The 20926-nt window shown below is 57.7% G+C and carries 18 protein-coding genes; 10 read left to right on the top strand and 8 right to left on the bottom strand.

All coding sequences use genetic code 11. The annotated features are described in order from the left end of the window. The first annotated feature begins 74 nt into the window (after positions 1–74). Complete coding sequence (gene fliK / locus AC2D8V_RS00355; RefSeq protein WP_484731521.1) at positions 75–1496, top strand: flagellar hook-length control protein FliK; 1422 nt, start codon at positions 75–77, stop codon at positions 1494–1496. A gap of 11 nt (positions 1497–1507) precedes the next feature. Beyond that, positions 1508–2185 carry a flagellar hook capping FlgD N-terminal domain-containing protein gene (locus AC2D8V_RS00350; protein ID WP_484731520.1) on the top strand — a complete coding sequence of 226 codons (678 nt, stop codon included), beginning with the start codon at positions 1508–1510 and terminating at the stop codon, positions 2183–2185. Between the two features lie 3 nt (positions 2186–2188). Here the strand turns inward: AC2D8V_RS00350 and AC2D8V_RS00345 are convergent, their stop codons facing one another. From AC2D8V_RS00345 to AC2D8V_RS00325, 5 genes are all read right to left on the bottom strand, one after another. Continuing rightward, the gene (locus AC2D8V_RS00345) at positions 2189–3517 is read right to left on the bottom strand and encodes an NAD(P)/FAD-dependent oxidoreductase (RefSeq protein WP_484731519.1); all 1329 of its coding nucleotides are present in this window, start codon (positions 3515–3517) and stop codon (positions 2189–2191) included. Further along, positions 3517–4332, bottom strand: a complete 816-nt coding sequence (locus tag AC2D8V_RS00340; RefSeq protein WP_484731518.1) for an ABC transporter permease — start codon at positions 4330–4332, stop codon at positions 3517–3519. Before AC2D8V_RS00340 ends, AC2D8V_RS00345 begins: the two co-directional genes overlap by 1 nt. Further along, entirely contained in the window at positions 4329–5204 is an 876-nt protein-coding gene (locus AC2D8V_RS00335) for an ABC transporter permease subunit (protein ID WP_484731517.1), read from the bottom strand. The genes AC2D8V_RS00340 and AC2D8V_RS00335 overlap by 4 nt, the downstream gene beginning before the upstream one ends. A 37-nt stretch (positions 5205–5241) precedes the next feature. Beyond that, on the bottom strand, positions 5242–6369 hold the full coding sequence (locus AC2D8V_RS00330; protein ID WP_484731516.1) for an ABC transporter ATP-binding protein: 1128 nt from the start codon (positions 6367–6369) through the stop codon (positions 5242–5244). 81 nt (positions 6370–6450) lie between these two features. Next, positions 6451–7533, bottom strand: a complete 1083-nt coding sequence (locus AC2D8V_RS00325; protein ID WP_484731515.1) for a polyamine ABC transporter substrate-binding protein — start codon at positions 7531–7533, stop codon at positions 6451–6453. Between the two features lie 155 nt (positions 7534–7688). Here AC2D8V_RS00325 and AC2D8V_RS00320 point away from each other — a divergent pair, with 155 nt between their 5' ends. The 7 genes from AC2D8V_RS00320 to AC2D8V_RS00290 all read left to right on the top strand — a co-directional run bounded on the left by AC2D8V_RS00320 (position 7689) and on the right by AC2D8V_RS00290 (position 15676). Beyond that, entirely contained in the window at positions 7689–8387 is a 699-nt protein-coding gene (locus AC2D8V_RS00320) for a GntR family transcriptional regulator (RefSeq protein ID WP_484731514.1), read from the top strand. 70 nt (positions 8388–8457) lie between these two features. Then, positions 8458–9855 carry an aspartate aminotransferase family protein gene (locus AC2D8V_RS00315; RefSeq protein WP_484731513.1) on the top strand — a complete coding sequence of 466 codons (1398 nt, stop codon included), beginning with the start codon at positions 8458–8460 and terminating at the stop codon, positions 9853–9855. Positions 9856–10081: 226 nt separating this feature from the next. Continuing rightward, entirely contained in the window at positions 10082–11206 is a 1125-nt protein-coding gene (locus AC2D8V_RS00310) for an ABC transporter ATP-binding protein (RefSeq protein WP_484731512.1), read from the top strand. Between the two features lie 116 nt (positions 11207–11322). Continuing rightward, a complete protein-coding gene (locus tag AC2D8V_RS00305; RefSeq protein WP_484731511.1) occupies positions 11323–12429 on the top strand; it encodes an extracellular solute-binding protein in 1107 nt (368 codons plus the stop codon). A 72-nt stretch (positions 12430–12501) separates the two neighbouring features. Further along, positions 12502–12789, top strand: a complete 288-nt coding sequence (locus AC2D8V_RS00300) for a DUF1330 domain-containing protein (protein ID WP_484731510.1) — start codon at positions 12502–12504, stop codon at positions 12787–12789. Continuing rightward, positions 12790–14493 (top strand): ABC transporter permease, encoded by a 1704-nt coding sequence (locus AC2D8V_RS00295; protein ID WP_484731509.1) that lies wholly within the window; start codon positions 12790–12792, stop codon positions 14491–14493. A 4-nt stretch (positions 14494–14497) separates the two neighbouring features. Then, positions 14498–15676, top strand: a complete 1179-nt coding sequence (locus AC2D8V_RS00290; RefSeq protein WP_484731508.1) for an ABC transporter permease — start codon at positions 14498–14500, stop codon at positions 15674–15676. Positions 15677–15737: 61 nt separating this feature from the next. On the opposite strand, the gene AC2D8V_RS00285 is transcribed toward AC2D8V_RS00290, so the two are convergent. Together AC2D8V_RS00285 and AC2D8V_RS00280 are read right to left on the bottom strand one after the other, a co-directional pair. Further along, positions 15738–17084 carry a lytic murein transglycosylase gene (locus tag AC2D8V_RS00285; RefSeq protein WP_484731507.1) on the bottom strand — a complete coding sequence of 449 codons (1347 nt, stop codon included), beginning with the start codon at positions 17082–17084 and terminating at the stop codon, positions 15738–15740. 77 nt (positions 17085–17161) lie between these two features. After that, positions 17162–17881: a helix-turn-helix transcriptional regulator gene (locus AC2D8V_RS00280; RefSeq protein ID WP_484731506.1), complete on the bottom strand. Its 720-nt coding sequence runs from the start codon at positions 17879–17881 to the stop codon at positions 17162–17164. Positions 17882–17964: 83 nt separating this feature from the next. Here AC2D8V_RS00280 and AC2D8V_RS00275 point away from each other — a divergent pair, with 83 nt between their 5' ends. After that, a complete protein-coding gene (locus AC2D8V_RS00275; RefSeq protein WP_484731505.1) occupies positions 17965–18669 on the top strand; it encodes a glutathione S-transferase family protein in 705 nt (234 codons plus the stop codon). On the opposite strand, the gene rnr is transcribed toward AC2D8V_RS00275, so the two are convergent. Beyond that, the gene (gene rnr / locus AC2D8V_RS00270) at positions 18666–20921 is read right to left on the bottom strand and encodes a ribonuclease R (protein ID WP_484731504.1); all 2256 of its coding nucleotides are present in this window, start codon (positions 20919–20921) and stop codon (positions 18666–18668) included. The genes AC2D8V_RS00275 and rnr overlap by 4 nt on opposite strands. Between the last annotated feature and the right edge of the window lie 5 nt (positions 20922–20926).

Raw genomic sequence — 20926 nt, 5'->3', positions numbered from 1 at the left:
ACCTACCGGTAAAGAAGCGGTAACCAGCCCTGTGCAAAACATCACCTGTCGAGGAAGAAATCCCGGAGTAGCACATGCTGGAACTACCCATTGCACAAGTAAAACCTGCCAATGGAACAGGGTCTGTTGCCGCGCCTGAGCGCGACAGCAATCGTCAGGCATCCAATAATGCATCGGATTTTCAGTCTGAATATGTCGCGCAGGAAGACACAGACGCGGCCACACCTCGCGCTGAAGACTCCGAAACAGGCGATGCGCCTGTGAACCCTGATGCGAAGAACAGCCCTGAAGCGGACGCCAAACCGTCAGATGCGACAGAGAAGGTCTCTTCCGATACGCCACCCGGCGATGAAGTTGCCCAACCAGAGATAGCCGAAACTGCCAAAAAGCCTGATGCGCCCGCATCGGCGGACGGTACAACTGATCGCAAGACTGTCACGGTCACCACCGCGCGAGAGCCGTCAGAAAGCCTGCCGCCGCAGGGATCCTCGCCTGACAAATCATCTGTTGATCGCCAAGCAGACACCGCCGCATCTGAGCGCGCGGCGCCTCAATCAACTCAAACGGCCAAAGATCAAACCGCACCGCATGCGCAAAAGGCACTCCTCTCCACAGATGCCGATCAAGCCAGCCCGAACAAAACACGTCCACAGGTGCTAACGACCACTGCGGAAAATGTGGTCACGAGTCAAAGCAAGGAAAGCGCGCCGCCCTTACCAAAGGACGCGGTACAACCGGCACTGGGGCAACCTATCTCTGGCACTGCTCTGCCATCAACAACACCCGCCACGTCGCGGGCAGAACAGGCTGCACCTCTCCTCACACCAAAGAACGACCCGAAATCAAAAGACATACCGCGACCGTCGATAGAAGCCGCACCGACACAAGCGGCTCCATCCGCCATACAACCTGCAAAAACGATGACAGCGGCGCACGTGATGCAGGCAGGCTCGGCGAAGATGACTCTGATGGCCAAAAACGACAAGCTTGAGGTTCTGTCGGCTGTTAGCTTCGAGCCTGAACAATCGATCGGGTCCGACACGCGGTCTGGTACAGTTTCTCAGGCCACGCCGTCGGGACAGGTCTTTGCCCGTGCAGATACACCCACTCAAATCGCCCGCCAACTGGCAGAGGCAATACAGAACAGGGCAGGGCAATCGGTTGATGTGGCGCTGAACCCGCGCGAACTGGGGCGCGTTCGCATGAGCATCTCCGCGGCCGAAGCCGGGATAACCGTCACTGTATTAGCCGAACGACCGGAAACTCTGGACCTGATGCGCCGTAATATTGACGAGCTTGCGCGCGAATTCCAGAACATTGGGTATGAAAGCATCAACTTCGCTTTTGCAGAAGGGAACACCCGGCAGCACCAAGGCAGCCCAGACTCTGAGGCACCAACACCCGTTCCGCCAACTATAACCATCGAAGAGATCGAAACCGCAGACGGCGGCCGCCCAGCGCAGACCGTATCGTCAGGTGTCGATCTGCGATTGTAAGGAGAGTTCATTTGGAAATTACAAACACGCAAGCTGCAACCACTGCCAGCAACAGCAGTTCGGGACAGGATCAGGCAGCGGCGGTTCTGTCATCAGACTTTGAAACCTTCTTGCAAATGCTCACGGCTCAAGCCCGCTATCAAGACCCGCTGGAACCGATTGACAGTTCGGAATATGCCGCGCAACTCGCGCAGTTTTCGATGGTTGAACAGCAGGTTCTTTCCAATGACCTGCTAACCGCCCTTACCGAGGCCCTGAACGCCGATACCATCGGTCAGGCGGCATCTTGGATCGGGATGGAGGCGCGCACATCCGCTCCCGTCGAATTCGATGGCACCCCGCTGACCGTGCTGCCCCTGCCGGACAGCACAGCCGAAGAGGTAATTCTCGTCGTCAAAGACAGTGATGGTAAAGAAGTTCAACGCACGCAGATTGGTACTGGGACTGATCCCGTGAAATGGGACGGGCGCGGCGATGACGGATCAGTACTTGCGCCGGGGGTTTACAGCTTTGTTGTCGAAAGTCGTACCGCCGGGCAGGTCATCGGCACCTCAAACGCCGAGACATATGCAAGGATCACAGAAGCACAGCGCCGCGGATCAGACACAGTGTATGTTTTGCAGGGCGGTTCGGTCGTTGGTGCCGATCAGGTTGCGGCATTGCGCGAACCAGCAGCCACCCTTCCCTGAAGATCAGCGGTCCTGCCACATGAGGCTGGCGTAAAGTGGCGGCACAAGCGCACGACGCAAGGACCCCAAAGGAAACCGGCGCATCGGGTGCGCCATTACCGACGGTCTGTCCTGTGCCTGCCCGCCCAATGCCAGTTCGGCGATGAGACGTCCGCTATAACTTCCCATTGCCACACCGTTTCCATGATAGCACATGGCCGCCCACAACCCCTGACTCTCAGGAACAGCGCCAACGTAAGGCACCTTGTTAAAGGCAAGCGACACCATACCAGACCACGCGTGCGTCGTCTCGACATGGGACCAGCGCGGAAACATCCGCTCAAAATGGCGCCGCGTATTCGCGCGTGCCCGACGCTCCGCCTGCGGCGATGACTTAATTGTGCCGCGCATCCCGAACAGAAACCGCCTGTCCGGCATCAGGCGAAAGTAATGCACCATATTCCGGGTATCAAAGGACATCTGATCGGTGAACCAGCCTTGTTCGGATAGTTCGGTTTCCGTCATCGGGCGCGTTACCAGCACGTTGGACTGTGTCGGCAGGTAGCGCGCCTTGAGCCAATCCGGCAGGTCTTCCGACGAATATCCGTTGGTCGCCACAATAACCTGTTCAGCACGCACTTCGGACTGCGCCGCTTGAACAACCCATTTGCCATCTCGCCGCGCAATCTGGTGTACCAGGGTTGCTTCAAATATCTCGGCGCCCGCGCTTTCCGCAGCCCGTGCCAACCCGTCCACATATTTCCGCGGGTTCAGGCCAAATCCGATCGGTACGGTCATCGCGCCAAAGAAACCTTCAGCGTTCATACCCGCAGCCGCAAGATCGCCAGGCGCATGGAACCGCGGCTCTACATCATAATTTTCGCGTATGTCCGCAGCCGATTGCTGCATCGCCCTAATGTCGCTGGCCCGATGCGCCAACGCGGTCTCGCCGTCCGAATGGCGGTCTACATCAATCTCGAACCGCGCAAGCGTGGCTTCTACGTGGTGCACAGCCTGCACCTCGGCACGTCGAAAATCCAACCGCGCGTCCTTGCCGAATTTCTTGTCGAGCTCTGCGTCATCAGCCTTCGCGCCGCCGAGACAGCAAAAACCGCCGTTGCGCCCCGAAGCGCCCCATCCGACATGCTGAGCTTCAAGCACCGCCACACGTGCGCCGCCCTCAGCCAAGGTCAACGCTGCGGACAGGCCCGTAAAGCCTGCCCCGATGATAGCGACATCAACGTCAATCGAGCCCTCGAGCGCCAATCGTTTGGAAAGCTCGACCGTTGCGTCCCACCAGCAGCCGGAGCGCGGGCCCGGTCCGTAGGCAAAATCACTAAAAATTCTCTGCATCAGGCGCGCTCTGCGTTGCGTTCTTCCTGCCGCTGACGCACAAGGCTGCGCTTGTTCATGATCGACGCGGTCAAAACCCCCAGGGTGACAATGGCAATCATGATGGTGGACAGCGCATTAATCTCTGGCGAGACACCCAAACGCACAGCCGAGAAAATCTTGATGGGCAGCGTGGTCGCCGAGGGCCCGGCTGTGAACGATGCGATGACAAGGTCATCAAGGCTAAGCGTAAACGCCAGAAGCCAGCCGGAGATCACAGCAGGCGCAATGATCGGCAGTGTCACAAGCCTGAATGCCTCAAAACCAGAGCATCCCAGATCGAGCGCCGCTTCTTCGAGGGATTGGTCGAATGTCAGCAACCGAGACGACACCACAACCGACACATAGCACATCGAAAAAGTGGTATGCGCAAGAACAATGGTCAGCACACCGCGATCAAGACCTATGCCAATGAACAGCAGCAAAAGCGACAGCCCGGTGATCACCTCTGGCATCACCAGCGGTGCATAGATCATACCGGAAAAAAGGGTTCTCCCCATGAACCGGCCACCGCGTACCAGAACATATGCAGCCATGGTGCCCAACATCGTGGCAAAGGTCGACGAGATGACCGCGACCTTCAGCGTGACCCAAGCGGCATCCAGAAAGGCCTCGTTTTGCAACAACTCGCCATACCATTTGGTCGAGAACCCGGCCCAAACCGTTACCAGCTTGCTCTCATTGAAAGAGTAGATGACCAGAATGACCATTGGCAGATACAAAAACGCGAAACCGAGCGTCAAAGAGGTGACATTGAACCAGCTCAGCTTGTTCATTGCCCGGCCTCCGCCTGCTTTTGCTGATTGCGCTGGAACAGAACAATCGGGATGACGAGTATCAGCAACAAAACAACCGCCACAGCACTGGCGACGGGCCAGTCGCGGTTGTTAAAGAATTCTTCCCAAAGCACCTTGCCGATCATCAGCGTGCCGGACCCGCCCAACAAAGAAGGGATCACAAACTCACCCAACGCCGGGATGAACACCAGAAAACTACCGGCGATAATGCCATTTTTCGACAGCGGTATCGTAACCAGCCAAAAGGCCTGCAGCCGAGAGCATCCCAAATCCTCCGCCGCCTCGATCAAAGAGCCATCGAGCCGGTCGAGTGCTGCAAAGATTGGCAGGATCATGAACGGCAAATATGTGTAGACGATACCGATATAGACCGCGGTATTTGTGTTCAGGATGGTCAGCGGCGCGGAAATGAGGCCCGTCCACAACAGGAACTGGTTGAGAAACCCTTCCTGGCTGAGGATGCCCATCCATGCGTAAACGCGGATCAGAAAAGACGTCCAGAAGGGCAGGATTACCAACATCATCAGCGTGGCGCGCCACTCTTCGGGCGCACGGGCCATTGCATAGGCGATCGGATACCCCACAAGCAGGGTCATCGCCGTCGAAATGACTGCAATCTGCAAAGAGCTCAAATAGGCTTTCCAGTAGAGATCGTCCGTTGTCAGAAAGACAAAATTCTCAAAATCAAGCGCGGCAAAGAATTCGCGCAACCCGTCATCCAGCGTTGGCGTATAGGGGGGAATGGCAAGCTCGATGTCTGACAGCGAAATCTTGAAAACGATGAGAAACGGCACAAGAAACAGCGCCAAAAGCCACGCGTAGGGAACTGCGATCAGCACAAACCTCTGCATCAGCCAGTGCCCTTCGATTGATATGCGCGCGCGGCTCTCATTGATCCAAAAGCACTCCGGCAGTCTCTGTCCAGCTCAGCCAAACAGGATCTTCCCAAGTAAAGCTGCGTCGCGAAATCCGCCGGGTGTTCGCGGTCTGGGCCTTGATGATCTGACCGCCGGGCAATTCGACGTGATAGGTCGACAGGTTCCCCAAATAGGCAATGTCGAGGATTTTGCCCTCAAGAGCGTTGGCAGCATCCACCGGTTTCTCAGCGCTGATGGAAACCTTCTCTGGGCGCAGCGCAATGTGCCCTTGCTGTCCATCCGATACCGCACGCTCTGATTTGACAAAGACGGGGGGTTGCCCCTCTTGCCACGTGATCGCAAAGCGGTCTTCGCCAACGGGCTTTGCCGTACCTGTTATGATATTCACATCCCCGATGAAGTCGGCGACATACACGCTTTCCGGCATCTCGTAGATTTTTTGTGGTGTCGCCACCTGCATCACGCGGCCTTCGTCCATGACCGCAACACGGCTGGCCACCGTCATCGCCTCTTCCTGATCGTGGGTGACGATTACAAACGTGGTGCCTGTCTTTTCCTGAATGTCCATCAGCTCAAATTGGGTGGCCTGCCGCAACTTTGCGTCCAGAGCGCCCAATGGTTCGTCAAGCAGCAAGAGCTTTGGCGCTTTTGCCAGACTACGGGCGAGGGCCACACGCTGCCTTTGCCCGCCAGATATCTGGTGCGGTTTGCGGCGGGCAAATTTTTCAAGCCGCGTCAGTTTGAGCATTTCGCCCACACGGTCATCAATGTCGGCCTTGGGCATGTTGCCGCGCCGCAGCCCGAACGCGATGTTTTCGTACACGCTCAGATGCGGGAACAACGCATATGACTGAAACATCATATTGACCGCCCGCTTGTTCGGCGGGATCGGCGCGATGTCTTGTCCGGCCAGTTCGATAACGCCCTCGGTGGGTGTTTCAAACCCCGCCAACATGCGCATCATCGTCGTTTTTCCGCACCCGGAAGGCCCCAGCAATGCGAAAAATTCCTGTTCAAAGATGTCCAGCGTCAGATCATCAATCGCCGTAAAATCGCCGAACCGTTTGGTGACAGATTTGAAGCGGATCAGGGGTTTTTCAGCTGGATCATCCCAAGGGGCAAAGACGGTTTGGGTCACGTCAGGTCCTTTGTGTGCCCGCACGCAGGCCAAAATGGAAAGGGCAGCGCTGCGTCGCGCTGCCCAATGTCGTAAAGTGGATCAGGTTCCGGATTTGATCTTGGTCCACATACGCGTCACGGTACGCTGCACCTTGGCCGGATAGGGCGTCGTGGTGTAAAGATTTTCCAGCGTCGCCTCATCAGGGTAGATCGCTGTGTCGCCGATCACGTCTTCAATGAGAAACTCTTTCGAGGCTTCGTTGCCGTTTGCGTAGTAAACGTAATTCGACGCCTGAGCCATGTTCTGCGGATCCATGATCCAGTTCAGGAACACATGCGCGCCTTCTGGATTAGGTGCGTCCGTGGGGATAGCCATCTGGTCAAACCACATCAACGCACCTTCATTGGGTGCGTTGTAGACGACTTCGACACCGTTTTCCGCCTCGTATGCGCGATCACGGGCCTGCAGAATGTCGCCAGACCAGCCAAAGGCTACGCAGATGTCACCATTCGCCAGCGCATTGATGTATTCCGAGCTGTGGAATTTCTGCACGTAAGGCCGCACGCCCGCCAGAACCCCTTCGGCCTTGGCCAATACTTCGGGGTCTTTGCTGTCGGGGTCTTCGCCGATGTACTGCAGGGCGGCCGGTATCATCTCTGTTGGCGCATCAAGGAAATGCACACCGCACTCTTGCAGCTTTTCCATGTTCGCAGGGTCAAAAATCAGGCTGAGCGAAGCAACAGGCGCATCCGAGCCCAGAATCTCCTGCACCTTTCCAACGTTCGCACCAATGCCGGTGGTGCCCCACATGTAGTTGATCGAATACGAGTTGTCGGGATCGTATTGTTCCGTCCGCGCTTCAACCACGTCCCACATGTTTTCAAGGTTCGGCAGTTTCGACTTGTCCAGTTGCTGGAACGCACCCGCCGCAATCTGGCGCTGAAGGAAAGTGCCGGACGGGACGACGACGTCATACCCTGATCCACCGGCCAGCATCTTGGTTTCCAAAACCTCGTTGCTGTCAAATACGTCATAGATCAGTTCCAGGCCTGTATCGGCTTCGAACTTCTCAAGCAGTGCTTCGTCGATGTAGTCCGACCAGTTGTAGACGCGCACTTCGTCAGCGAAGGCCGCACTGGCAGCAAGACCGGCGACGGCTGTGCTCATCATGAGCTTGTTCATGGTGTTCTCCCTTGGTGAGCCGGGTTTGTCCCGGTTTGGATGAATTTGATCAATTTTTGCCCTTCTTGGCAAGATGATTTATGCTTCCACGCATCACGACGCTGTGCAAGTAAGGTGCTCAGCGTTTGATTTAATGGGAAAATACATTGACTGAAGTGCTCAAAAAAACATCAAACCGCGATGCTGCCGGGTCACCAAAACGCCCCGCGCACCAGTCGGTTTATGAAACCTTGCGCGACAAGGTGCTGTTCGGAGAGCTTGCGCCCGGTCAGGCCGTTACGATTCAAGGGCTGACCGAGGAACTTGACGCTGGCATCACGCCCGTGCGTGAAGCGATCCGACGGCTGATCTCAAGCGGTGCACTCAGCATGATGGGAAACCGTCGCGTCATTGTGCCGAACATGACGCTCGAAGACATAGAACAACTTGATTTCATGAGAAAATCCATCGAGCCTGAGTTGACGCGCCGGGCATCTCCACATGTCGACAAAGCGCTGTTAGAGACGCTGAACACGTTGGATGACCAGCTAAACCAAGCGATAGCCGACGGCAATATCCACGACTACCTGATGTTCAATCACAGCTTTCATACGCGGCTGTATGATGCGGCCCGCGCCCCGATCCTGAAAGCGACCGTAGATCGGCTTTGGCTGCGATTCGGGCCGGCACTTCGCGTCGTCTGCGGGCGGTATGGCACGATGAACCTTCCGGACAAACACCACGATCTGCTCAATGCGTTGGCTGCGGGCAACGCAGAAGATGCGGCGCAGGCCATGGCAGAGGATGTTCATCAGGGCATGATGCAGATCAAAGAGGCGCTGACCGCAACCGGTGCGCGCCAGCGATTCGATTGACACCCCATTTTTTGATCATATTCTGAGACAGCTGCAGCCCAGCGATTCACTCTAAATGATCAGGTGTCCGATGACCGCGATTACGAACCACATGCCAACGTCCGAATTGCAAGCACTGGATGCCGCCCACCACATGCATCCCTTTACAACGAATGACGCGCTGGAGGCCAAGGGCGCCCGTGTCATTACCCGTGCAAAAGGGGTGTATCTGACCGACAGCGAAGGCAACGAAATCCTCGACGCTATGGCCGGGCTGTGGTGCGTGAATATCGGCTATGGCCGTTCCGAGATGGCCGAAGTCGCCGCACGCCAGATGCAGGAACTGCCCTATTACAACACATTCTTCATGACGACGCATGTTCCGGCGATCGCACTGGCCCAAGAAATCGCCAAGCTCGCACCCGGTGATCTCAATCATGTCTTCTTCGCCGGCTCCGGCTCTGAGGCAAATGATACGAACATTCGGATGGTCCGCACCTACTGGGCGGAAAAGGGTAAGCCCACAAAGTCGCATATCATCAGCCGCAAAAACGCCTATCACGGATCTTCCGTCGGTTCGGGCAGCTTGGGTGGCATGACCTATATGCACGAGCAAGGCGGCATGCCGATCCCCGGAATCCATCATATCGGCCAGCCCGACTGGTGGTCCGAAGGTGGTGAAATGACCCCCGAAGAATTCGGCCTCGCCCGCGCACGCGAGCTTGAGGCTAAAATCCTCGAGCTCGGCGAGGAAAACGTCGCCGCTTTCATAGCAGAACCGGTGCAGGGTGCGGGTGGTGTCGTAGTGGCGCCCGACAGCTACTGGCCAGAAATTCAACGTATCTGCGATGCGTATGAAATCCTGCTGATCGCAGACGAGGTTATCTGCGGCTTTGGTCGTACCGGCAACTGGTTCGGCAGCCAGACGTTGCAGATCCGCCCGCACATCATGACGATCGCCAAGGGCCTGTCGTCCGGATATCAGCCGATCGGCGGATCGATCGTTTGTGACGAGGTTGCACAAGTGATCGGCGCGACAGAGTTCAACCACGGCTATACCTACTCCGGCCATCCGGTGGCTGCCGCCGTGGCGATGGAAAATCTTCGGATACTTCAGGAAGAAAACATACTGGAGCATGTCCGCACGACGGCGGCACCGGCGCTTAACGCCGTGCTCGAAGATTTACGCGACCATCCGCTTGTGGGGGACGTGAACATCAAAGGCATGATGGCGTCTCTTCCGCTGACGCCGCACAAAGAAAGCCGCGCGAAATTTGCCGCTGAGGGCGGCACTATCGGCTTCATGTGTCGGGAACGCTGCTTTGCCAATAACCTTGTGATGCGGCACGTCGGTGACCGCATGATCATCTCGCCGCCCTTGATCATCTCGAAGGACGAGCTTGATGTTTTTGCGGCCCGTGCCCGTAAAGCGTTGGACGAAACTTACACTCAGGCAAAAGAGCAAGGACTCCTCAAAGCGGCCTCGTGAGGATTCGCTAAATGCCCAAATCTGCGAAATTATTTCGGTTTTGGTGACAAGACTTGTCGGCAATTTGACCTAATCCAATTGGTATCACCGCATTTTTTTGCGGTGTTTGCGCTCATTTCAGTCATTTTGCCCAAATCAGGCCCATTGCGCGGTACAGATGCGTTAACTGCTTGCCTATCTGCCTACCTGTCTGGTTTAGTTGACGCCGAAATAAGCACGAATGTGCATGCACAATACTGGGGAGCGATACGTGGCCGAAGAGAACAACGCCGACGCGTTTGTAGAGTTCGACCGGGTTCAGAAAAGTTACGACGGTGAAAATCTCGTCGTGAAGGACTTGAACCTTTTCATGCCAAAAGGCGAGTTTCTGACGATGCTTGGCCCTTCAGGCTCCGGAAAGACGACCTGCCTGATGATGCTTGCCGGCTTCGAGACGGCGACTCACGGCGATATCCGTCTGGACGGGCAATCGATCAACAACATCCCGCCGCACAAACGCGGCATTGGCATGGTGTTCCAGAACTACGCCCTGTTCCCGCATATGACAGTCGCGGAAAATCTTTCGTTCCCTCTGGAGGTACGCAAGATGGGCAAGTCGGCGCGCGAGGAAAAAGTGAAACGCGCGCTCGATATGGTCCAGATGGGCGCATTCGGTGGACGCCGGCCGGCGCAGATGTCTGGCGGGCAACAACAGCGGATCGCCTTGGCTCGCGCACTCGTGTTCGAACCCGAACTGGTGCTGATGGACGAGCCATTGGGCGCGCTGGACAAACAATTGCGCGAGACGCTGCAATTCGAAATCACCAATCTGGCACATGATCTGGGGATCACGACCGTATACGTGACCCACGATCAGACAGAGGCGCTAACAATGTCCGACCGTGTGGCGGTTTTCGACGACGGCCGCATCCAGCAGCTCGCGCCGCCCGACAAACTGTACGAAGAGCCGGAAAACAGCTTCGTTGCGCAGTTCATTGGCGAGAACAACACCCTCGAAGGGGTGGTGAAAGAGATCAGCGGTGGTCGCTGCACAATCGAGATTGACGGCGGCGAAATCATCGACGCCAAGCCGGTCAACGTGAGCGCGGTCGGGGATCGCACACGCGTGTCGATCCGCCCGGAAAGGGTCGAATACAACAAGGATCGCCTCAGCCCGGACGCGCATACGCTCAAGGCCGAGGTACTCGAATTCATCTACATGGGCGACATTTTCCGCACACGGCTGAAAGTGGCAGGCACCAATGAATTCGTCATCAAAACGCGCAACGCACCGGACGTGGAGCGCCTGCAACCCGGGCAAACCATCGAAATCGGCTGGTTGCCGGAGGATTGCCGCGCACTCGACGCGTAGGCAGTCCGTACGAGATTGTCGTTTCCTCTCGAGGGAGGCGTACATGCAAGATGGTTGGTCAAGCCCGTTGCCGACCTTCTGTGACAGCAAAACGGGTGTATAATTGGGAGACTACAATGAAACTGACCAAAACGCTTTTGGCATCAACTGCACTGACAGTTGCAGCCGGGGTGGCATATGCTGACGGCCACATGGCAAGCGAGATGACGATCGTAAGCTGGGGCGGTGCCTACTCCAATTCGCAGCAGCAGGCCTATCACAATCCATATATGGAAAAGACAGGCGTCAACATCATCAACGATGAAAGCTCCGCCGAAGCCGTGGCAAAATTGCGCGCCATGAACGAAGCGGGCAACGTGACATGGGACGTGGTTGACGTCGTTGCCGCGGACGCGATCCGTCTGTGCGACGAAGGTCTTGCCATGGAAATCGATCCGGACGAGCATCTGGCAGCAGCACCTGACGGCACATCTGCCGAAGACGACTTCGGTGATCTGCTGGTCTCCGACTGCTTCATCCCGCAGATCGTCTACTCCACAACATTCGGCTATCGCACCGACATGGTCGGTGACACCCCGCCGACTTCTGTTTGCGCCGTGTTCGACACAGATGCATATCCAGGCAAGCGCGCGCTGGAAAAGCGTCCGATCAACAACATGGAATGGGCACTGCTGTGCGACGGCGTTGCCAAAGACGACGTGTATGACGTTCTGGAAACAGAAGAAGGTCAGCAGCAGGCGCTGGACAAACTGGAAACCATCAAGGACGACGTGATCTGGTGGTCTGCCGGTGCGGACACACCACAGTTGCTGGCGGACGGCGAAATCGTCATGGGTTCCACCTATAACGGCCGCCTGTTCTCTGTCATCGAAGAGCAGAACCAGCCCGTTGCCATGCTGTGGGACGCGCAGGTGTTCGACCTTGACGGCTGGATCATCCCATCAGGTCTGAGCGACGAGCGTAAAGCCCGCGCGCTAGACTACATCTACTTCGCGACAGACACACAACGTCTCGCGGATCAGGCCAAGTACATCAGCTACGGCCCAGCACGTGCATCTTCGGCACCATTGGTATCCACTCACGCTGAACTGGGTATCGACATGGCGCCACACATGCCAACCGATCCTGACAACGCGAAAAACACGTTCCTCTACAACTACGAGTTCTGGGCGGACTATCGCGATGACATCGACGCCAAATTCCAGGCGTGGCTGGCACAATAAGCCCGCTTAGGGACTGATACAGGAAGGGGCAGCGCGCTGCCCCTTCCCACCAAAAAGACAGGGGGACCACAGATGCCAAAAGGCTACATCATCGCGCACGTAACGGTGAAAAACCCGGACGCCTACAAGGAATACGTCGAGCGTGACACACCAATCCTGCAGGCGATGGGCGCCAAATTCATCATCCGTGGCGGACAAAGCCAGTTGATGGAAGGCGACAGCTTTGAGCGTCATGTCGTCATCGAATTCCCCTCGTATGATGCGGCACTGGCCGCCTATGATGATCCCGAATATCAAGAGGTAGCCGAAATCAGGCGCCGGAACGCAGACAGTACGATTATCGTTGTGGAGGGCGCATAGATGGCCGATCAAACCGCCACCGGACCAGATCAGGTCACAGGTGCCACCGCCGACAATACTTTGCGCGACGCAGACCGGGCGAAAGACGGCCCCATGCTCGCAGCGGATGGCACACCGCTGAAACGCAGCCTGAACCGCGCCCTGCGCCGCCAAAAGCTGCGCGCACTCATGCTGATCGCGCCTTTGCTGATCTTTGTGCTGGTTACCTTTATTGCCCCGATCGCGGACATGTTGTTCCGCTCGATCGAAAACCAGATCGTGTCCGATACGTTGCCACGGACGACAACGGAACTGGCTTCTTGGGATGCTGACAGTAGCGATATTCCTCCCGCTCCGGTTTTCGAGGCGCTATACAAGGACGTGTTTTTCGCAACTGAACGCAAGTTGCACACGCGTCTTGGGTCGCGGCTGAATTACGAGTTGACGGGCGTATCCTCTCTTTTCCGCAAATCCGGCCGCAAGGTCGAAGACATGGGCGAAGAGTATCAGGACCAATTCGAAGATCTGAACGCGTATTGGAAAGAGGGCGAAAACTGGAACCAGTTGATGGGCTCTGACGCGTGGCTCACAGCCGCAAGCGGATGGGACGACAAATCCGACACACCGCAGCCCGCTTTTGAGCTTCGCGACGGGATTGAAGATTTGCTGCCTGAAACGGCCGCCACCTATCAGGCCTTTGCCGACTTCACGCAAATCGATGAAGAGGACGCCCTTTACGGCGAAGACCCATGGGCGATTGTCTACTCCGCCCTGTACGAAGACCTGACGAACAGCGCCGATGTCGCTGCTTACTCCGGTCCGGGTTCCGCCGAGTTGCAGCAAGCCGCAACCGCCGTTGCTGATTTCGAGGTCGTGGACTTCATAGCCGCCTTTGAGGATATCGACGAAGACTGGCTCGACAATGATGTCTGGCGCACGATCCAGATTTACAGCCCTGAATTCACGTCGGGATACTTCCTCAATGCTGTCGATATGAAAAAGGGCAGCGACGGCGCCGAGATGCGCCCCGAGAACGAGCAGATTTACATCAAGCTCTTTATCCGGACGATGTTCATGTCGATGGTCATTACTTGCAGCTGTATTCTGCTTGGCTACCCGGTTGCGTGGATACTGGCCAACCTGCCGGCACGTACGGCAAACCTGCTGATGATCCTCGTGCTTTTACCCTTCTGGACGTCCCTGCTCGTTCGGACATCCGCATGGAAGGTAATGTTGCAGCAACAAGGCGTGGTGAACGACACGCTTGTCTGGCTTGGGATCGTGGCTGACGATAGTCGATTGGCGCTGATCAACAACCAGACAGGCACGATCATTGCGATGACACATATTCTGCTGCCGTTCATGATCCTGCCGCTTTATTCGGTGATGAAGACGATACCGCCCAGCTATCTGCGCGCGGCAAAGTCACTGGGGGCAACGAACTGGACAGCCTTCTGGCGGGTCTACTTTCCGCAGTCTGTGCCTGGCATCGGTGCGGGGTCGATCCTCGTGTTCATCCTCGCGATTGGCTACTACATCACGCCGGAAATCGTGGGCGGTACCACCGGTACCTTCATCTCCAACCGGATCGCCTATCACATTTCCAGCTCTCTCAACTGGGGGCTTGCGGCGGCACTGGGTACCATATTGCTCGCGGTTGTTCTTGGCCTCTACTGGGCCTACGACAAGATCGTCGGCATCGACAACGTGAAACTGGGAGGGTGAGATCATGGCAGCACTGACACCGGTAGAACGTACTGAACCATCCTTTTACGTCGCAGTTGTTGCAGCATTCGGTGCCCTCGCGGGGCTGTTTGTCGGCACCGCTCAGGGCAGCGCCTTTCTCGGCGTCGTTCTGGGGGCTGTCCTCATGGCCGCAGCGGCTTTCCTGCTGACCAAAGTGATCAAGCAGGAGAACGCCGGGCGCTGGGGGCTCGTTGCCGTATTGGGCATCGTCGGCTTCGCAATGGGTGGCCTGCCTGCAGGCATCATTGGCGCACTCTTTGGCTGGTTTTTCGGCTGGCTCAGCTTTTGGCTCTACGAATCGCGCTATCGAGAGCACCTTGTGCCTTACCTGACCCCGGGGCAGGTGCTGTGGCACTACACCTTCCGCGTGATCTGCGGTGCTATTTTGGTGTTTCTCATCACCCCGATCATTGTCGTCATGCCATTGAGCTTCAACGCGGAAGACTTCTTTACCTTCACGCCCGAGATGCTGCGGTTTGACCCTGAGGGGTATTCGCTCAAACACTACGAAGACTTCTTTACCAATTCCGATTGGCAGGGCGCACTGGCAAACTCGGTCAAGATCGCGCCGATTGCCACGCTGCTATCGGTGGGCTTCGGGACACTGGCGGCCATCGGTCTGAGCCAGCCGCACGTGCCGGCGCGCCGCGCGATCATGGCGATCCTGATCTCACCGATGATTGTACCACTGATCATTTCGGCGGCGGGCATGTATTTCTTCTATAGCCGTATCGGGCTACAGGGCACGTACTGGGGGGTTGTGCTGGCCCACGCCGCACTTGGTATTCCCTTCGTCATCATCACCGTGACGGCGACACTGGTGGGCTTCGACAATTCGCTGACCCGTGCCGCGGCCAATATGGGGGCAAACCCCGTCACCACGTTCTTTCGGGTGCAAATGCCGCTGATCCTGCCCGGGGTGATTTCCGGCGGGCTCTTTGCCTTTATTACCTCGTTCGATGAAGTGGTCGTTGTGCTCTTCGTTGGCTCGGCGGGTCAAAAAACCCTGCCCTGGCAGATGTTCACCGGCCTGCGCGAACAGATCAGCCCGACCATTCTGGCGGTGGCCACGATCCTCGTCATTATTTCGATTGCGCTGCTCACGGTCGTGGAACTGTTGCGCCGCCGGTCAGAAAGGTTGCGCGGCATGTCACCGGGCTGACCTGCTGTTTTTGACAAAGCCACAAAAAAGCCCCGGAGCGATGCGCCGGGGCTTTTTTCTTTTATCTCAGCCGCTGCAATAGCGCGAGGGACGCATACCCGTCGGGTATCAGACCCTGCGAACGCTGGTACCGCCTTACCGCGTTGATCGTGTTGGGCCCGATGCGCCCATCCACACCCTTGGTGCTGAACCCGGCGTTGGTCAGCCTTTGCTGCAATTCCTTGCGCTCCGCAAACTTCAGCGCCCTGTCGCCTTCGGGCCAACTGGCCTGAATGGCAGACCCGCCTTTGATCCGGTCACTCAGGTGGCCGACGCCAATCACATAAGCATCCGCAGCGTTGTACCGCTCAATGGCGCGAAAGTTGTCAAAGATCATAAACGCAGCACCCTGTGCGCCCGCCGGCAACAGGATGGACGCACGGCCATAGTTTGGCACGGCGCGCCCGTTTGTGCCGACAACACCCGCGTTGGCCCAGGCACCCGGTGATTTTTTGATCTTGCGATTCGCCTGCGTGTAATCAAAGCCACGCGGCAGTTTGACCTCTACCCCCCAAGGTTGGCCCTTTTTCCAGCCAGACCGCTTGAGATACGCCGCCGTCGACGCCAGAGCATCCGTAGGATCCTCGGCCCAGATATCGCGCCGCCCGTCTCCGTCGAAATCGACCGCAAAGGCGAGATAGGATGTGGGGATAAACTGGGTATGCCCCATGGCACCTGCCCAGCTACCCGTCATGTTCCGCGGGCTGGTGTCGCCGTTTTGCACAATCTTGAGCGCGGCGATCAACTGCTCTTCGAAAAAGGCGCCGCGTCGCCCGTCGTAAGCAAGCGTTGCCAGTGACCGGACAATGTCATTAGAGCCGCGATACTGCCCGTATGCGCTTTCCAGCCCCCAGACGGCCACAACCACCTCTTTTTCAACACCGTAACGCTTTTCGATCGCTTCCAATGTGCGGCTATGCTCTCGCAGCGCAGCCTTGCCGTTCGCAATACGCGTGTCCGAGGCGGCACTGTCGAGGTACTGCCAGATCGTCTTGGTAAACTCAGACTGGTTCCGGTCCCGTTTGATGACATCGGGATCAAAGCTGACATTGCGGAAAGCCGCGTTCAGCGTGCGGTCGCTGATGCCCTGCGCACGCGCGCGGCGCTTGAAACCGTCAATCCAGCGGTCAAAACCGGGGTTGGCGGCAGCTGGCTGCACAACCGGCTGTGCCTGCCCGGTGATGGTCGAAGACCGAAGCTTGGGGCGCACGGCCGAGTCGACCGCCGCCACCTGAGCCGCTACAGGTACAACAACGGGAATATCCGGCCTGCTGACCGGTCGGGGCGAGGTATTGATACTTTGTGATGCGGCCCCCTGCGCACTGAGGGCCACGGTCAAAAGGCTTGCGCCAATGATCGCGTGTTTCATGTTGAGTTCCTGCTGCTTTATTTTTTATTTATTGGCCCCAGTGTAGCGCGTCTGCCGCCTGCACGAAAGAAATCTCTCTAGCCATTTCGATCACTTTCGCTCGTGTGTAGGCGAATTTCAGCGCGTATGCGCTCGATGTGTTCGCGCAGCATTGCCACGCGACGCGGTCGAAAGCTCTGCCCCGTTGTTTCAAGGTTTGACATCCGGTCGAGCCGAAAGATGCGATAGTCCTCTCGCAGGTGGCACCGGGCCAGCAGAACGTTGCTTCGGTCCATATACACCAGCCCCAGCGGATCCACCTGTCGGGACGTCATTGCGCCCGTAGCGTCGCAGTAGTCAAAGGCCACGCTCACCTCATCCCAAGTCGCCGCCCGCAACCTAGCCACATCTACGGTAATCTCCGGCAAGCTTCCGAAACGGCGCACATCCAACACAGCATGCTGCAACCGGTGGGCCTGTGTTGGCGGCACCCGCGCCTTGATCTTGGCCAGTGCCGCTCCTGCCGCTTTGACCAGCGCCGGATCACCGATCTGCATGACATCCCGCAGACCCAGAACCAAGGCTTCGAGTTCATCGTCCTCAAATCCGAGGGGCGGCAGAGACGCATCTTCGATCAGTGTGTAGCCAAACCCCGCCTCACCATCGATAACCGCGCCAAGGCTGCGCAGGGTGTCAATATCCCGGTAGACCGTGCGCGCCGAAATTTCCATTTCTTCCGCAATCGATTGCGCCGTCACCGGTGGTGACATGCGTCGCAAGGTTTGCATCATTTGAAACAGGCGTTGGGTTCTTGTCATGCGTCCAGTCTAGCACACCTCTTGCCAGAAATTGTCAGTAGGGGATGATAGCCCTTCCGTCAGATTGTGCCAAGGAAAGCCCGATGATCACGCTACTGACTTACCCGCAGGCCTTTGGCCTGTTCTCCTCCAGTCCCTTCTGCGTCAAGGCCGCCTATCTTTTGCGAATGTCGGGCATCGACTGGCAACGCGAAGACATGGTTGATCCGCGCAAGATGCCCTTTGGCAAACTGCCTGCCATCCGGACAGAAACTGGCCAGATCATCGCGGACAGCGACGCGATCCGCGCATATCTCGAACAGGCAGGCGCGTGCTTTGAAAAAGGGCTGTCCGATCTCGATCGCGCCAACGGGCGGGCATTTATCAGAATGGCCGAAGAGCATCTCTACTTTCATATCGTGCTGGACCGCTGGGAAGACAACACCATCTGGCCCGAGATCAGAGAGACCTATTTCAGCACAATCCCAAAACCCCTGCGCGGTTTGATCGCTGGCCGCCTGCGGCAACAGGTTCTGTCCGGCCTCAAGACACAAGGCATTGGGCGGCTGACAAAACACGACCGTTTAGCCCGTATAGAGCCTGATTTGGAAGCCATCACGACGCGGCTTTGGCAGGGCCCATTCCTTTTCGGGGCCCAACCAACGGCTGCCGACACATCTGTGGCGCCAATGCTTGCGGCAATACTTGCCACACCGGGAAAAACGCCGCTGCAAGACCTTGTGCGCGAGAATGACGTGTTGACCGCCTACGTGGCGCGCGTCGATGCATCCCTGTCCGGCAGCAGTTAACGGCGGGCGCGGCGCACTTTGCGTTTCGCCTTGTCGGCCTTGCGTTTCGCCTTGACCCCGCGCTTGCGGGGCGTGCGCCCCGCGGGCGAGCGGCGCCCCTGCGCAACGGCCTTGCCGTCCAAAGCCAGCAACTCCAGCGCGATACCGCCGGTAACCGGCGACGCTTCGGCCAGACGAACCGTCGCACGCTGACCCAGGCTGATGATACGCCCGCTGTCGGCGCCCATGAGCGTGTTCGCCTCTGCATCGAAATGGAAATACTCGTTGCCAACTGCAGACATCGGCACCAGCCCGTCGGCACCGGAGTCGTCCAGACGCACAAAGATACCAAAGCGCGCGATCCCGCTGATATGCCCTTCAAACTCAGAGCCCACCCGCTCACTCAGATAGGCAGCAAGGTAACGGTCATTCGTGTCGCGCTCGGCAATCATAGAGCGCCGTTCGGTTTCCGAAATATGCGTGCCAATCTCATCCAGTGCGTCGTAGTCCTCTGGCCGCAAACCGTCCTGCCCCCACCCGTGCGCCGCGATGAGCGCCCGATGCACAATCAAATCGGCGTACCGGCGGATCGGCGAGGTGAAATGCGCGTATTTGCCCAGCGCCAGACCGAAATGGCCAAGGTTGATCGGCCCATAGTAGGCCTGTGTCATCGACCGCAAGGTCGACATATTGATAAGTTCTGCCTCGTCAGTGCCGGCAGCGGCGTCGAGCAAGCGGTTCAGATGGGCTGTTTTCAGCACCTGCCCCTTGGCAAGGTTGAAACCGCTGGCCCGCACGGTTTCGCGCAGCGCGTCCAGCTTTTCGGGGCTTGGCTCTTCATGATTGCGAAACAACAGCGGCAAGCGCTTCGCGATCAGGGTCTCGGCAGCCGCCACATTTGCCAGCACCATAAACTCTTCGATAAGCCTGTGCGCATCAAGCCGCTCTTTGAATTGCACCGAGGTCACGGTGCCGTCTTCATCCAGCACGATCTGTCTTTCGGGCAGGTCAAGGTCGAGCGGTTCGCGCCGTGCGCGCGCGGCTTTCAAAGCCTCGTAGGCAGCGTAAAGCGGGCGTAAAACAGGCTCTAACAAGGGGCCTGTGCGATCATTGGGTGTGCCATCTATGGCCTGTTGCACTTCTTCATAGTGCAGCGAAGCAGGCGACCGCATCAATCCACGGTGAAAGCTGTGGTCGATCTTGTTACCGTCTGCATCCAGTACCATACGCACAGCGATACAGGCCCTCGGCACCCCTTCGTGCAGCGAACACAAATCCCCCGACAACCGGTCCGGCAGCATCGGGACGACACGGTCCGGAAAATAAGTGGAGTTGCCGCGCTTGCGGGCTTCGCGGTCAAGCGGCGTTCCCGGCGTCACGTAGGCCGCGACGTCAGCGATCGCGACCCAAAGCACATGGCCCCCTTTGTTTTTCGGGTCTTCATCAGCCTGCGCATAGCAGGCATCGTCGTGATCACGCGCATCAGACGGGTCGATGGTCACAAGCGGCAGATCGCGCAAGTCCTCGCGCCCTTTCAGGCCCTCGGGCTTTGCCGCATCGGCCTGTGCAATCACATCATCGGGAAAGCTGTCCGGGATCCCATGTTGATGCACAGCGATCAGCGATACGGCGCGCGGCGCCGACGGGTCGCCCAAACGATCGACAATGCGCGCACGCGGCAGCCCCATACGCGCCTTCGGACCGGCCTGTTCCGCTTCGACCAGTTCACCATCTTTCGCGCCATGGCTGGCGCCGGCATCGACACGCCACTCCTTGTCAGAGCCTTTATCGATCGGCAGGATTCGCCCGCCCTCATCCGTTTTGCGAAAGATGCCCACAACCCGACGCGGATTTGTGCCGATCCGCCGGATCAGCCTTGCCTCGTAGTGGTGCGCCTCACCCTTGACCAGCGTCAACCGTGCCAGAATGCGATCGCCCGCCGCCAATGCCGGATCGGACGCGCGCGGCACAACCAGCACCACCGGCTCCTGCCCTGTTCCCCGCCATTCCATCGGCTTGGCAAAAAGGTCGCCATCACTGTCCGGTCCGGTGATCTGCAAGACGCTCACAGGCGGCAGGCGGTCCGGATCCTGATAGCTGCGCTTGCGCTTTTCCAGATGCCCTTCCGCCTCCAGCTCCTTGAGCAAGCGTTTGAGATCAATGCGCGCCGCACCCTTTATGCCAAAGGCCTTGGCAATGTCCCGCTTGGCCGTCAGCGTCGGGTTTTGCTCGATCCACTCGAGCACCTGTTCTTTGGTGGGTATCCCTGTCATGACCG

The sequence above is a fragment of the Roseobacter sp. YIN89 genome (assembly GCF_057219365.1).
Note: the sequence above shows the minus strand (reverse complement) of the source record. Positions and strands in the feature narration are given on the sequence as shown.

What these genes read in the sequence shown, in the direction of transcription:
- AC2D8V_RS00300 (WP_484731510.1), top strand. Translation starts at nt 12,502, where the DNA reads ATGCCAAAAGGCTACATCATCGCGCACGTAACGGTGAAAAACCCGGAC.
- AC2D8V_RS00335 (WP_484731517.1), bottom strand. Translation starts at nt 5,204, where the DNA reads ATGCAGAGGTTTGTGCTGATCGCAGTTCCCTACGCGTGGCTTTTGGCG.
- AC2D8V_RS00305 (WP_484731511.1), top strand. Translation starts at nt 11,323, where the DNA reads ATGAAACTGACCAAAACGCTTTTGGCATCAACTGCACTGACAGTTGCA.
- AC2D8V_RS00325 (WP_484731515.1), bottom strand. Translation starts at nt 7,533, where the DNA reads ATGAACAAGCTCATGATGAGCACAGCCGTCGCCGGTCTTGCTGCCAGT.
- AC2D8V_RS00290 (WP_484731508.1), top strand. Translation starts at nt 14,498, where the DNA reads ATGGCAGCACTGACACCGGTAGAACGTACTGAACCATCCTTTTACGTC.
- fliK (WP_484731521.1), top strand. Translation starts at nt 75, where the DNA reads ATGCTGGAACTACCCATTGCACAAGTAAAACCTGCCAATGGAACAGGG.
- AC2D8V_RS00315 (WP_484731513.1), top strand. Translation starts at nt 8,458, where the DNA reads ATGACCGCGATTACGAACCACATGCCAACGTCCGAATTGCAAGCACTG.
- AC2D8V_RS00345 (WP_484731519.1), bottom strand. Translation starts at nt 3,517, where the DNA reads ATGCAGAGAATTTTTAGTGATTTTGCCTACGGACCGGGCCCGCGCTCC.
- AC2D8V_RS00295 (WP_484731509.1), top strand. Translation starts at nt 12,790, where the DNA reads ATGGCCGATCAAACCGCCACCGGACCAGATCAGGTCACAGGTGCCACC.
- AC2D8V_RS00310 (WP_484731512.1), top strand. Translation starts at nt 10,082, where the DNA reads ATGCACAATACTGGGGAGCGATACGTGGCCGAAGAGAACAACGCCGAC.
- AC2D8V_RS00340 (WP_484731518.1), bottom strand. Translation starts at nt 4,332, where the DNA reads ATGAACAAGCTGAGCTGGTTCAATGTCACCTCTTTGACGCTCGGTTTC.
- AC2D8V_RS00285 (WP_484731507.1), bottom strand. Translation starts at nt 17,084, where the DNA reads ATGAAACACGCGATCATTGGCGCAAGCCTTTTGACCGTGGCCCTCAGT.
- AC2D8V_RS00275 (WP_484731505.1), top strand. Translation starts at nt 17,965, where the DNA reads ATGATCACGCTACTGACTTACCCGCAGGCCTTTGGCCTGTTCTCCTCC.
- AC2D8V_RS00280 (WP_484731506.1), bottom strand. Translation starts at nt 17,881, where the DNA reads ATGACAAGAACCCAACGCCTGTTTCAAATGATGCAAACCTTGCGACGC.
- rnr (WP_484731504.1), bottom strand. Translation starts at nt 20,921, where the DNA reads ATGACAGGGATACCCACCAAAGAACAGGTGCTCGAGTGGATCGAGCAA.